Annotated in this window: 9 protein-coding genes; 7 read left to right on the top strand and 2 right to left on the bottom strand. The window is 60.4% G+C overall.

Features of this window, described 5'->3' with window-relative positions; genetic code table 11:
* The first annotated feature begins 78 nt into the window (after positions 1-78).
* The 3 genes from ACIQY3_RS26105 to ACIQY3_RS26095 are packed head-to-tail and all read left to right on the top strand — an operon-like array spanning position 79 to position 1847.
* On the top strand, positions 79-702 hold the full coding sequence (locus tag ACIQY3_RS26105) for an FMN-binding negative transcriptional regulator (protein ID WP_403025585.1): 624 nt from the start codon (positions 79-81) through the stop codon (positions 700-702).
* Positions 703-711: 9 nt separating this feature from the next.
* A complete protein-coding gene (locus ACIQY3_RS26100) occupies positions 712-1158 on the top strand; it encodes a GNAT family N-acetyltransferase (protein WP_403025582.1) in 447 nt (148 codons plus the stop codon).
* Positions 1159-1175: 17 nt separating this feature from the next.
* Complete coding sequence (locus tag ACIQY3_RS26095) at positions 1176-1847, top strand: GNAT family N-acetyltransferase (protein ID WP_403025579.1); 672 nt, start codon at positions 1176-1178, stop codon at positions 1845-1847.
* A 120-nt stretch (positions 1848-1967) separates the two neighbouring features.
* Here the strand turns inward: ACIQY3_RS26095 and ACIQY3_RS26090 are convergent, their stop codons facing one another.
* Positions 1968-2867 carry a homocysteine S-methyltransferase family protein gene (locus tag ACIQY3_RS26090; protein WP_403025573.1) on the bottom strand — a complete coding sequence of 300 codons (900 nt, stop codon included), beginning with the start codon at positions 2865-2867 and terminating at the stop codon, positions 1968-1970.
* A 112-nt stretch (positions 2868-2979) separates the two neighbouring features.
* Here ACIQY3_RS26090 and ACIQY3_RS26085 point away from each other — a divergent pair, with 112 nt between their 5' ends.
* From ACIQY3_RS26085 to ACIQY3_RS26070, 4 genes are all read left to right on the top strand, one after another.
* A complete protein-coding gene (locus tag ACIQY3_RS26085) occupies positions 2980-3801 on the top strand; it encodes an ABC transporter substrate-binding protein (protein ID WP_403025571.1) in 822 nt (273 codons plus the stop codon).
* Positions 3798-4634 (top strand): amino acid ABC transporter permease, encoded by an 837-nt coding sequence (locus ACIQY3_RS26080; RefSeq protein ID WP_403025568.1) that lies wholly within the window; start codon positions 3798-3800, stop codon positions 4632-4634. The genes ACIQY3_RS26085 and ACIQY3_RS26080 overlap by 4 nt, the downstream gene beginning before the upstream one ends.
* Positions 4635-4878: 244 nt before the next feature.
* Positions 4879-7836: an autotransporter domain-containing protein gene (locus tag ACIQY3_RS26075; RefSeq protein ID WP_403025565.1), complete on the top strand. Its 2958-nt coding sequence runs from the start codon at positions 4879-4881 to the stop codon at positions 7834-7836.
* 200 nt (positions 7837-8036) lie between these two features.
* Positions 8037-10304, top strand: a complete 2268-nt coding sequence (locus ACIQY3_RS26070) for an autotransporter domain-containing protein (protein WP_403025563.1) — start codon at positions 8037-8039, stop codon at positions 10302-10304.
* 203 nt (positions 10305-10507) lie between these two features.
* Here ACIQY3_RS26070 and oadA read toward each other — a convergent pair whose 3' ends face one another.
* Positions 10508-12316: a sodium-extruding oxaloacetate decarboxylase subunit alpha gene (gene oadA / locus ACIQY3_RS26065; RefSeq protein ID WP_403025560.1), complete on the bottom strand. Its 1809-nt coding sequence runs from the start codon at positions 12314-12316 to the stop codon at positions 10508-10510.
* Positions 12317-12325 lie beyond the last annotated feature (9 nt).

The raw sequence follows: 12325 nt of genomic DNA, 5'->3' as shown, positions 1-12325 counted from the left end.
TGAAATTGGTCTGTAATGGCTCTTACAACAGACCAATAGCCTGCCTAGGATGAAGACATTCGCCAAGGGATATTTTCCATGTACACGCCAAGCAGCTTTGCCATCGACGATTTGCAGGACCTGCATCAGCAAATACTCGGTACCCGCCTCGCCATGCTGGTCACCCATGGCGAGCAAGGCCTGCAAGCCAGCCACATCCCGTTGCTGCTGGACGCCGAGCAAGGCCCCAATGGCACTCTTTACGGACATTTGGCCAAGGCCAATCCGCAATGGAAGGAATTGCAAAACGGCGCCGAGGCGCTGGTGATTTTTGCCGGTGCCGACGCCTACGTCAGCCCTGGTTTTTATCCGGCCAAGGCCGAGCACGGCAAAGTCGTGCCGACCTGGAACTACGTCGCCGTGCACGCTTACGGCGTGGCTGATGTCTTCACCGATGCCGATCGCCTGCGCCATCTGGTCAGCGCCCTCACCGATCGCCACGAAGTGAGCCGTCCTCAGCCATGGAAAGTTGAAGACGCCCCCGCCGACTACATGGACGGCATGCTTCGGGCCATCGTCGGTTTCGTCCTGCCGATCGAGCGCCTGGAAGGCAAACGCAAGCTGAGTCAGAACCGCAGCGCCGCAGACATCGCCGGTGTGCGCGAAGGGCTGGCTGCCAGCCCCGATGCGCAGGACCAGGCCCTCGCCCACTTGATGCGTTAAGGAATAAACATGAGTCAGATCGAGATCCGCCAGGTCAGCGCCGACGACCACGCTGCCTGGTTGCCGCTGTGGCAAGCCTACCTGCGCTTCTACAACACCGAATTGCCCGACGCCGTGAGCCAAAGCACTTGGCAGCGCATGCTCGACCCGAACGAACCGACCCACTCCGCCCTCGCCTGGGCCGATGGCAAAGCCGTGGGCATGGTGAATTTCATCTACCATCGCTCGAACTGGAGCATCGAAAACTCCTGCTACCTGCAAGACTTGCTGGTAGAACCCGAGACCCGTGGCACCGGCGTCGGTCGCAAGCTGATCGAATTCGTCTACGCCACCGCCAAGGCAGACGGTTGCTGCAAGGTTCACTGGTTGACCCACGAAACCAACGCCACGGCGATCCAGCTCTACGAGCGCATCGCCGAACGCCCTGGTTACATCCAGTTTCGCAAAAACCTTTAAGGTTCAAGGAGCACAACATGTCGACTTCACTCGCGGACTGGAAAGGCGTTCCGGCTCCCACTGTTCAACTAATTGAAGGGCGTTTTATTCGCCTGGAAAAACTCGACCCGGCGCGTCACGCCGACGGATTGTTCAAAGCCCTGCAAGGTCTGGGTGCCGATCCGAAACTCTGGGATTACTTGCCTTACGGCCCGTTCCCGGAGCGCAGCGTGTTCAACGATTGGCTGAACAATCACGCGGCCAACAGCGACCCGTACTTCTTCGCGGTGATCGACCGTGCCAGCGGCGACGTGCAAGGCATCCTCAGCTTGATGTCGATCGTCCCGGCCCAGGGTCGTATTGAAATTGGCCATGTCACGTTTGGCGCACCGATGCAGCGTTCGCCGAAAAGTACCGAGGCGGTTTACCTGCTGGCCAAGGAATCGTTCGCCATGGGCTACCGGCGTCTGGAGTGGAAGTGCAACAACGGCAACGCCCGTTCCAAATACGCGGCCGAGCGCTTGGGCTTCAGCTTTGAAGGGGTGTTCCGCCAGCACATGGTCGTGAAGGGGCAAAATCGCGATACCGCGTGGTATTCGATTCTGGATTCGGAATGGCCGGCGATTGGGGCTGGGTTTGAGCGGTGGCTTTCGGATGAAAACCAGACCGATTCGGGGCAGGTGAAAACGTTGGCGGAGTGCCGCGGGTAATTCTGTAGTGCCTGAGCGGACGCCTTCGCGAGCAAGCCCGCTCCCACATTGGATAGCGGGTGATCACAATTTTGTGGTCAACCCCAAACCCTGTGGGAGCGGGCTTGCTCGCGAATGGCTTCACACCAATTTCTGGGCCAGCACCGCAATATGCTCCGGCCCGATCCCGCAGCACCCGCCCAAATGGCTGGCTCCTCGCTGCTGCCAATCGGCTGCCCAGTGCAGGTAACCCGGCGGGTCCAGATCATCGCGCAATGGGTCCAGCCCGTCGTTGGCCGTGGCCTCTTTCGGTTGCGGCGGGAAGGCATTGGCGTACGCGCCGATGTGAATCTTCACACCCAACCGCTCGAACGTTTCCCGTGCCGCATCGATAGCCGCGCCGATCACTTCCGGCTGGCTGCAATTGAACAGCAATGTCTCGACGCCCAGTTCAGCCGCCACTGCCGCCGCTTCGGCCACCGGTTCTCCGGAACGCAAACGCGGCACGTCGTCGGTGTCTTCATCCTTCAAGGTAAACGACAGCCAGAACGGTTTGCCGTCCTTTGGCAGCCCGGCGTGAATCGCTCGCGCCTCGACGATTGAGCTCTGGGTTTCCGCCAGCCACAGGTCAACGTGGGGCGCGAGGCCTTTCACCAATGGCGTCAGCAATTCCGTTACCCGCGCAGCGTCGAACAGATCCGGTCGGTAGGAACCAAACAGCGGCGGCAACGAGCCGGCCACGCGTACCGGTTTGTCTGCCGCGTCCACCGCGCGCCGTGCCAGTTCACCGGCCAGCGCTGCCAGGGCCTGCCCCTCTGCGGCAAAACGCGCCTCGCCAATATGAAACGGCACCACCGCATAACTGTTGCTGGTAATGACATTCGCACCACTTTCGATATAAGCCGCGTGCACCGCCTCAACCGCTTGCGGCGCTTCGCTCAAGGCCAGCGCCGACCACTCGGGCTGTCTGAACGGCGCCCCTCGGCGTTGCAGCTCGCGGCCCATGCCACCGTCCAGAATCACTATGCTTCCTGCGCTCATATGCTTTTCACTCATATGCTTATGAAAATAACTCACTACCAGAGTCGTTCTTATAACTATTTAATACGTAACATCTGGTTAATAACAACCACTTTTTTATCAGGGATCGACTGTGAAACTGCAACCGCTATTGGCCCTGGGCCTGACGATTTTGGCTGCCTCCACCCAAGCCTTCGGCGGCGCCACGCTGGACCGCGTCGAGCAAAAGAAAGAACTGGTGGGCGTGTTGATGGAAAGCTATCCACCGTTCTCGTTCCTTAACGACCAAAACCAGCTCGACGGTTTCGACGTCGATGTGGCCAAAGCCGTGGCCGAGAAACTTGGCGTGAAACTGCGCCTCGAAACTCCATCCTGGGACGTGATCGCCGCCGGCCGCTGGAGCGGGCGATACGACATCTGCATCTGCTCCATGACCCCGAGCAAGGCCCGCGCCGAAGTCTTCGATTTTCCGGTGGAGTACTACGCCTCGCCCGCCGTGATCGTGGTCAATGCCAAGGATGAGCGCATCCACAACGCCAAGGACCTGAGCGGCAAGAAAGTCGGCCTCACCAGCGCTTCCAGCTACGAAAGCTACCTGAACAAAAACCTGGTGATCGAAGGCGCCGAAGACACGCAATTGCAGTACCCGTTCGAGGACGTGCAGATCGCGCCGTATGACACTGACAACGTGGCGTTCCAGGACCTGGGCCTAGGCGCTGGGGTTCGGCTGGACGCGATCCTCACCAACCTGGTGACCGCGCAACCGCGACTGACCCAGGACAAACGCTTCAAACTCGCTGGCGAGCCGCTGTACTCGGAGCCGAACTCCGTGGCCATCGAAAAGGGCGACGCTCAGTGGGACGGCAAAGTGCGTGAAGTCTTCGCCCAGCTGAAACAGGACGGCACGCTGAGCAAGCTCTCGCAAAAATGGATCGGCGCCGATATCAGCCAATGACTTCTTTCCCGACACCTCCCCAGCCACCGCAACCGGTAGCTGAGTCGCGCCTGCAGCGGATCTTCGGATTCCGCACGCGGCTGTACCTGACCTGGGCGGCGATGCTTGGCTTGTTCGCCAGTTTCTTCCTGAGCTTCGACCTGAAGTTCTCGATCATCCTCGACAAACTGCCCAACCTCGTCGGCCTGCACCTGGCGCCCAACGGCTTCCTGCAAGGCGCGGCGCTGACGTTGTTTCTCTGCGCCTGCTCGATCGTTGCCTCATCACTGCTGGGCTTCATCACCGCCCTAGGACGGCTGTCGAAAAGCGCCGTGGCGTTCGGCATTGCGAGTTTCTACGCCTCGTTCTTTCGTGGAACGCCGCTGCTGATCCAGATCCTGCTGATCTACCTCGGCCTGCCGCAACTCGGTGTCGTACCGGGCGCCATCGCCGCCGGGATCATCGCCCTGTCACTGAACTACGGCGCCTACCTCAGCGAAATATTCCGCGCCGGCATCCTCGGCGTCCCCCACGGCCAACGCGAAGCCTCCCTGGCCCTGGGCATGCGCGAAACCGTGATCTTCTGGCGCGTCACCTTGCCCCAGGCCATGCGCACCATCATCCCGCCGACCACCAACCAATTCATCTCCATGCTCAAGGACTCCTCACTGATCTCGGTGATGGGGGTATGGGAAGTGATGTTTCTGGCTCAGTCGTATGGGCGCTCGAGCTATCGCTACATCGAGATGCTGACGACCGCGGCGGTGATTTATTGGGTGATGTCGATTGGGCTGGAGCTGATTCAGGCGAGGATGGAGCGGCATTACGGCAAAGCCTATTTGAGCCGTAGCTGAACCTTCTGAGCAAACGCGAAACCTGTGGCGAGGGAGCTTGCTCCCGTTGGGCCGCGAAGCGGCCCCAGGATCAAAAGATCGCAGCCTTCGGCAGCTCCTACATCGTCCAGATACGCATTAAATTGCGTATAGATGCGCCGGATTCCGAAATATCTGCAAAAGAATGCATTCTCCAAAGACATCATTCTGTAAAAACCCTCCGCTATACAAGACGGCCCGCTTATAACAAAAAGGCTGTCCACCCATGCCCTTCTCGCCCCAGCGTCTCGCCCTGACCATCGCGCTGTTGATCAGCGCTACCGCCGCTCACGCTAAAAACGTGCAGATCGACACCGCCACCACCGCCGCGCAAACACTTGGTGGCAGCGACACGTTGAAGATCTCGGCACCCGGCAGCATCACCAACAGCGGCAAGACCGTGAGCCTGAAGGACAGCACCAGCGGTGTCGGTGTAGTGATTGATAACTCGGGCAAGATCATCTCCACCGGTGGCCGGGCGATCGACAGCAGCGGCGATCTGACCCAGGCGCGCAACTACAGCATCTATAACCGCAGCGGCGGGCAGATTCTCGGGTTCAACGACGCGTTGCGCATCGACAGTAACTTCGCCAGCGGCAGTTTGTTGATCGATAACAGCGGCATTATTCGCTCCACCACCGGCCAAGGGTTGGACCTGGATGCCTTGCGCAGTGACGGCGTCAAAACCACGATCATCAACCGCGCGGGCGGGCTGATTCGCGGGGACGCCAGCGACGGCATGAAGACCGGCGCGAATGCGACGATCACCAACTACGGCGAGATTTCGACGGGTGATTCTCACAACGTCGACGAGAAGTTCGACGGCGTCGACATCGACACCGCAACCGGCGTGACAGTGACCAACTACGGCACCATTTCCGGCGGCCGTCACGGCATCACCACCGACCTTGGCGCCACATTGGTGAACTACGGGCAGATCACTGGCCGTAACGGTTCGGGTTTTGGCTCCGATGGCGATGGCACCGTGATCAACCACGGCACGATCACCGGCGCCTACTCAGGGCTGCAACCCAACGGGGACGGTGATGGCGTGGACATCGACAACATTGCCCACATCGAAAACTACGGCACCATCCAGGGCGTCGGCGCGGGCGGCGTGGACAAGGGTGGTTTCGCCAACGGCAGTGAAGGTATCGCGTTGGGTGGCGGCACTATTTTGAACGCCAAAGGTGCGCTGATCAGCGGTGCCAACAGTGCCATTCTGGTGGACGATGGCAGCGGCGGTTCGGGCGTGGCGGCGACTACGCTGGAAAACTTCGGCACCATTCAGGGCCTTGACGGGTTCGGCGTGAAATTCGTTGGCGAGTTCGCCGACAGCGTGATCAACGGCGGGACCATCAGCGGTAGCAACGGCCTGGCGCTGGACCTCGGCGGTGGCAACGACAACCTGACCTTGCGCAACGGCAGCCGCTTCGTCGGCCTCGTCGATGGCGGCAGCGGTTATGACCGGGTGGTGATGGACGATGTAGCGGGCGGCAACTTCGGCGCCAGTCGCAATTTCGAATGGCTGGAGGTCAAGCAAGGCGCCTGGACGCTGACCGGCAGCGGCGATTTCAGCGACGGCGGCGCGGTGCGCAATGGCGCGACGCTGCTCAACCAGGGCGGCATTGCCGGCTCGCTCACCGTGGATCAGGGCGGCGTGTATGCCGGCGGTGGTTCGGTGGGCAATCTGTTGGTCAACGGTACGCTGCAAACCAACACACAACTGGGCACCGCGAGCGTCGTTCACGATTTGACCTTCGGCAGCGGCGGCACTTTGGCCTATGGTGTCAACGCCGATGGCACCAGCGCGCCAGTGATGGTCGGTGGCACCGCCAACCTGAATGGCGCGACCCTGGCGGTGAACCCCGGCAGCGGCACCTATCCGTGGCAAAGTCATTACACCGTGCTGCAAGCCGCGAGCGTCAACGGCTCGTTCGGCAAGGTCACCAGCGACTATGCGTTCCTCACGCCGACCCTCGCGTACACCCCGACCCAGGTCGATCTGACCTACACCCGCAACGACATCGCCTTCAACGAATTCGCCGCCACCGGCAACGGCAGCAACGCCGCCAATAGCCTGGCCTCGATCGGCAAAAACAACGCGCTCTACAACGCGCTGCTCAACACCACCAACGCCACGGCAGGCGCGGCCATCGAACAACTGGCTGGCGCGAGCAACGCCAACTTGACCAGCGCCACCCTTGGCGCGAGCAGTCAGATTGGCAGCAGCATGCTGTCGGCGATGCAGCACATGGGCGGCAGTTCAGGCTTGCTGGTGGGCCTCGATCAACGAGACACACCGGTCCTCGCGTCCACCGGCGTACCGGCTGAAGCGCGTAACCTCAACGACCCGAATGCCCAAGGTCGTCTGTGGCTGCAAGCCATCGGCGGCTACGGCAAGCTCGACGGCGAGCACGGCAATAGCGGTCTGGAACAACGCACCAAGGGCAGCGTGCTGGGTGCCGACTGGGCGCTCAATCCGCAATGGCGCCTGGGTGTGCTAGGCGGTTACTCGAAAACCGATCTGGATGCCACTGGCGTCGATGGCAATGTCGAGAGCTGGCACGCCGGGGTCTACGCCCTGCGCCAAAGCGGCCCGTTCGCCCTGCGTCTCGGCGCGGCCTACAGCGGCCATCAGGGTGAAAGCAAACGCACCGTCGCGTTCAATGGTTTCAACGATCGGCCAAAAGGCGATTACGACGCCGACAGCCAGCAAGCCTTTGCCGAGCTGGGTTATGCGATGGGCAGCGGTCGCCTCAGCGCCGAACCCTTCGCCAACCTCGGCTACCAGCGCTATCACCGCGACAGCTACCAGGAAAAGGGTGGCGCTGCGGCGTTGCAGGTCGAGGAACAAACCCAGGACAACTTCAGCAGCACCTTCGGCGTACGCCTGGCGCACCTGAGCACCCTGGACAACGGCATGAGCCTGACCCCGCGCATGAGCGCTGGCTGGAAACATACCTATGGCGATGTCAGCAGCTCGACCCGCCAGGCCTTTGTGGTGGGCGGCACGGCGTTCAGTGTCGATGGCAGTTCGCTGGATCGCGACAGCATGGTGCTTGAGGCGGGGCTGGATCTGGGGATTTCGGCGCGGCATTCCGTGGGGGTTGCCTACAGCGGCGAGATCGGGAGTAACAGCCGTAATCATGGGTTGATTGGACAGTGGCAGATGAGTTTCTGAGTTTTCGCCAACGGACGCTTCCGGAATTGTTGTAGGGAAAAACGCTTGTTAGCCGATGAAACCGGAGGGGGTCCAGGCCCACGGAGGATTCGGCTACAAGCAAAGGATCTGCGCCTTTCAAAACACGCGGAAATGCCCGGCATCCAGCGATAGGTGTCGGCTTTTAGAGTTTGGCCTCCTGTAGAAAGAGGTCAAACTCAATGCCCGATCGACACAAGTTCCGACCGCAACACCTCGCGCTGGCCATTGCACTGGCGCTGGGGTGCGCGGAGTTTTCGAATGCTCAAGACCTGTCTCCTCACAATGGAATGCCTGCCCCCGCCGAAGATCTGACAAATGCTGAGTTAAAAAGCGTTCCGCTTGAGATTTTTCAGGAATTCACTACGGCTGGCAGCACCGTTCCCCTAGAGATCAACTCTCCGAACACAGTCGTAATGGGTACCAACGCCAACGAACTGATCACTGTAAAAAATGGTGGCAGCTTCAATGGCCAGGCTGATGGCGGCGAAGGTCGCAACGTCATACACCTTGATGCCACGGATGGTGGCGTATTGGGAGAAACGCAAAACTTCGACGGTCTCCTTAACTCCCAGGGCGCGTGGACATTAACCAGTAAGGGCGACTTCAAAGAAGGCGTGGCAGTGCTGAACGGTGGCATCCTGACCAACGATGGAAAGATCCTGGGTCGCGCGATAGCAGTCGGACAGCTCTTCAACAAAGGCGACATAAGCGGCTCCGTGGATGTCGCTGATAGTGGAACCTTTGCGGGTTCCGGGACCGTCGGCAGCCTGAAAGTGCACGGTCTGCTTAGCGTCAATAAAATGCACGGCGCCCCACGCATCAAAGGTGACTTGAGGCTTACCGAGACAGGTGTCCTGGCTTACGAGGTCAATCCCGAAGGGCGTGGAGAAACGATAAAGGTCGACGGCACTGCCAGCCTCGGTGGCTCCACGCTGAAAATCGTCGCGGTGCCGGGCGACTATCCGCAACGCAGTCGCTACACCATCATCGAAGCCAATGAGGTCGAAGGTAAATTCGGTGAAGTTCTCAATGACCTGGCATTCATGACACCGGCCCTCAGGTACAACAAAAAGAGCGTCGGCCTAACCTATGCCCGTAACGAAGTACCACTCGAGAGCCTCGCCACTTCCGACAACGGACGGGAGTTCGCCAAAAATATCACCGAGCCAGAACAGATCCCGGAAGCTCAAGGAACTTCTGACAGCGTGGACACCGACCTCGCCGAAGTGACGCCATCCTTTAGCTCCGACACGCTCATACCTGCTCCGGAACCACTCACCATCGCGGATATTTCCGGCGCGGCTACACAACCATCCACCGTCGCCAACATTTCCAGCGCTGCTCCAGAGCCGTCGACTACTGCAAGCACTCCTGTCACAGCTCCAAAACCACTGACTACTCCAAACGCAGCCGTAGCGGCCCTGCTCGCCTCCAACAAACAAACCGCCTCCCTGGCCCTCGAACAACTCGCCGGTTCCAGCAACGCCAACCTCGCCAAAGCGACCTTGAGCAGTGTCGATCCGGTCGGCGGCAGCATGCTCTCGGCCATGCGCCAACTGGACAGCACCCACGGAAGCGGCAACCTGCGCGAACGAAACAGCGCGCCGCGCGTGGCAGCCGGCAATGAAGACAACGGCAGGGTCTGGCTGCAAGCGCTTGGCCACGGCGGGAAGCTGGATCGCGACGTCGAACCCCTGCAACACTCGACCAAAGGCCTGCTGCTTGGCGCGGACTGGAGCATCGATGAGGAATGGCGCCTGGGATTGATGGGCGGAACATCCCGGACTTCACTGGACAACAATAAATTCGACGGCGATCTCGACAGCTGGCACCTGGGCGCTTATGCATTGCGTCAGAACGGTCCGATGTCCCTTCGTCTGGGCGCGACTTACAGCAGCCACGACGGCAGCACGGCACGCCGGGTAGCGTTCACCGGTTTCAGCGATCGTCCCAAAGGCAGCTACGACGCCAGCACCCAACAAGCCTTCGCCGAAGTGGGTTACAACCTGGGCCGTGCCAACGTCAGCATCGAACCGTTCGCCAGCCTCGGCTACCAACGCTATCAGCGCGACGGCTATACCGAAAAAGGTGGCGCAGCATCGCTGAAGGTCCACGAGCAAGCCCAAAGCAACATGAACAGCACGGTGGGCCTGCGTCTGGCCAAAGTTGATACCCTGGATAACGGCATGCGCCTGACCCCACGATTGAGTGCCGGCTGGAAACATACCTACGGCGACCTCTACACCCACACCCGCCAGCGATTGGTCACGGGCGGCAGCAACTACACCGTTTACGGCGCGGAGATGGATCGCAACAGCCTGTTGGTCAATGCGGGCCTGGATCTTGGGGTTTCGGCCAACCATACCGTGGGCGTCGGCCTCAACGGCGAAATCGGCAGCGACAGCCGCAATCACGGCGTCATGGGGCAGTGGCGGATGGCGTTCTAACCAACCGCTGACACACCTTGGAACCTGTGGGAGCGGGCTTGCTCGCGAAAGCGGTTCGTCAGTCAGCATGGATGTCGACTGACAGGGCCTCTTCGCGAGCAAGCCCGCGCCCACAAAAGAATGTGGTACGCCCAAATTCCGGGCAAAAAAAAGGGGAGCACATGCCCCCCCGAGGTTTAAAGCGGTGTATCGAGGCTGTTAGATCAGCCTTCGATCTCAATCAGGATTTCGCCCGGGTTCACCCGGTCGCCCTTGGCCACGTGAATGGCGGTGACTTTGCCGGCGATGGCAGCCTGGACTTCGGTTTCCATCTTCATCGCTTCGGTGATCAGCACGGCTTGCCCAGCTTTCACGGTGTCGCCTTCCTTGACCAGCACATCGACGATGTTGCCCGGCATGGTGGTGCTGACGTGGCCCGGTGCCGTGGCTTGTTTGCGTTTGCTGCTGCCGCCGCTGACGAATTCGTTGAGCGGCTCGAACACCACTTCTTCCGGCATGCCGTCGATGGACAGGTAGAAGTGACGCTTGCCTTCGGCCTTGACGCCGACACCGGTGATGTCGACGCGGTAGGTTTCACCGTGAACGTCGATCACGAACTCGGTCGGCACGCCCTCGCCACTGGCGGAGGTCACGCCGCCGGCTTCAGGAATAGGCAACAGCACTTCAGGCGCCAGGGTGCCCGCGTTGCGTTCCTCGAGGAACTTGCGGCCGATGTCCGGGAACATGGCGTAGGTCAGCACGTCCTCTTCGGACTTGGCCACGGCACCGATTTCGGCACGCAGCTTGGTCATTTCCGGCTTGAGCAAGTCCGCCGGGCGAACGTCGATTACCTCTTCGCTGCCGATGGCCTGGCGACGCAGTTTCTCGTTCACGGTGCCCGGCGCCTTGCCGTAGCCGCCTTGCAGGTAGAGCTTCACTTCGTTGGTGATGGTTTTGTAGCGCTCGCCGGCCAGCACGTTGAAGAACGCCTGAGTGCCAACGATTTGCGAAGTCGGGGTCACCAACGGCGGGAAGCCGAGGTCTTCACGCACCCGCGGGATTTCCGCCAGCACTTCGCTCATGCGGTTAAGCGCGCCCTGCTCTTTCAACTGGTTGGCCAGGTTGGAAATCATCCCGCCCGGCACCTGGTTGACTTGCACACGGGTATCGACCGCGGTGAATTCGCTTTCGAACTGGTGGTATTTCTTACGCACGGCGTAGAAGTACAGGCCGATCTCTTGCAGCAGTTCCAGGTTCAGGCCGGTGTCGAATTCGCTGCCTTTAAGGGCGGCGACCATCGACTCGGTGCCCGGGTGGCTGGTGCCCCAAGCGAAGCTGGAGATCGCGGTGTCGATATGGTCGGCGCCGTTTTCGATGGCCTTGAGTTGGCACATCGCAGCCAGACCCGCCGTGTCGTGAGAGTGAATGAACACTGGCAACGACTGTTCAGATTTCAACGCCTTGACCAGTTCGCCCGTGGCGTACGGAGTCAGCAGGCCGGCCATGTCCTTGATCGCCACCGAGTCGCAACCCATGGCTTCCATTTGCTTGGCTTGCGCCACGAACGCCTCGATGGTGTGCACCGGGCTGGTGGTGTAGGCGATGGTGCCTTGGGCGTGTTTGCCCGCCGCTTTCACCGCTTCGATGGCCACGCGCAGGTTACGCACATCGTTCATGGCGTCGAAAATACGGAACACGTCGATGCCATTGACCGCAGCCTTGGCGACGAAGGCTTTGACCACGTCGTCGCTGTAATGGCGGTAGCCCAGCAGGTTCTGGCCACGCAGCAGCATTTGCAGACGCGTGTTAGGCAACGCCGCACGCAGTTGGCGCAGACGCTCCCACGGGTCTTCTTTCAGGAAACGTACGCAGGCGTCGAACGTCGCGCCGCCCCAGCATTCCAGCGACCAGTAGCCGACTTTGTCGAGCTTGTCGCAGATCGGCAGCATGTCTTCGGTGCGCATGCGGGTGGCGAGCAGCGATTGGTGGGCGTCGCGCAGGATGGTGTCGGTTACATGAATCTTCTTGCTCATTGTTCTATT

The organism is Pseudomonas sp. NPDC096950 (assembly GCF_044762525.1).
Lineage (GTDB): Bacteria > Pseudomonadota > Gammaproteobacteria > Pseudomonadales > Pseudomonadaceae > Aquipseudomonas.
The sequence above is the reverse complement of the archived record's forward strand: the minus strand, read 5'-3'. Positions and strand labels throughout refer to the sequence as shown.

Bases quoted from the DNA above. Each gene is read 5' to 3' on its own strand.
- ACIQY3_RS26090 (WP_403025573.1), bottom strand. From the start codon at position 2,867: ATGAGCGCAGGAAGCATAGTGATTCTGGACGGTGGCATGGGCCGCGAG.
- ACIQY3_RS26080 (WP_403025568.1), top strand. From the start codon at position 3,798: ATGACTTCTTTCCCGACACCTCCCCAGCCACCGCAACCGGTAGCTGAG.
- ACIQY3_RS26105 (WP_403025585.1), top strand. From the start codon at position 79: ATGTACACGCCAAGCAGCTTTGCCATCGACGATTTGCAGGACCTGCAT.
- ACIQY3_RS26075 (WP_403025565.1), top strand. From the start codon at position 4,879: ATGCCCTTCTCGCCCCAGCGTCTCGCCCTGACCATCGCGCTGTTGATC.
- ACIQY3_RS26100 (WP_403025582.1), top strand. From the start codon at position 712: ATGAGTCAGATCGAGATCCGCCAGGTCAGCGCCGACGACCACGCTGCC.
- oadA (WP_403025560.1), bottom strand. From the start codon at position 12,316: ATGAGCAAGAAGATTCATGTAACCGACACCATCCTGCGCGACGCCCAC.
- ACIQY3_RS26070 (WP_403025563.1), top strand. From the start codon at position 8,037: ATGCCCGATCGACACAAGTTCCGACCGCAACACCTCGCGCTGGCCATT.
- ACIQY3_RS26095 (WP_403025579.1), top strand. From the start codon at position 1,176: ATGTCGACTTCACTCGCGGACTGGAAAGGCGTTCCGGCTCCCACTGTT.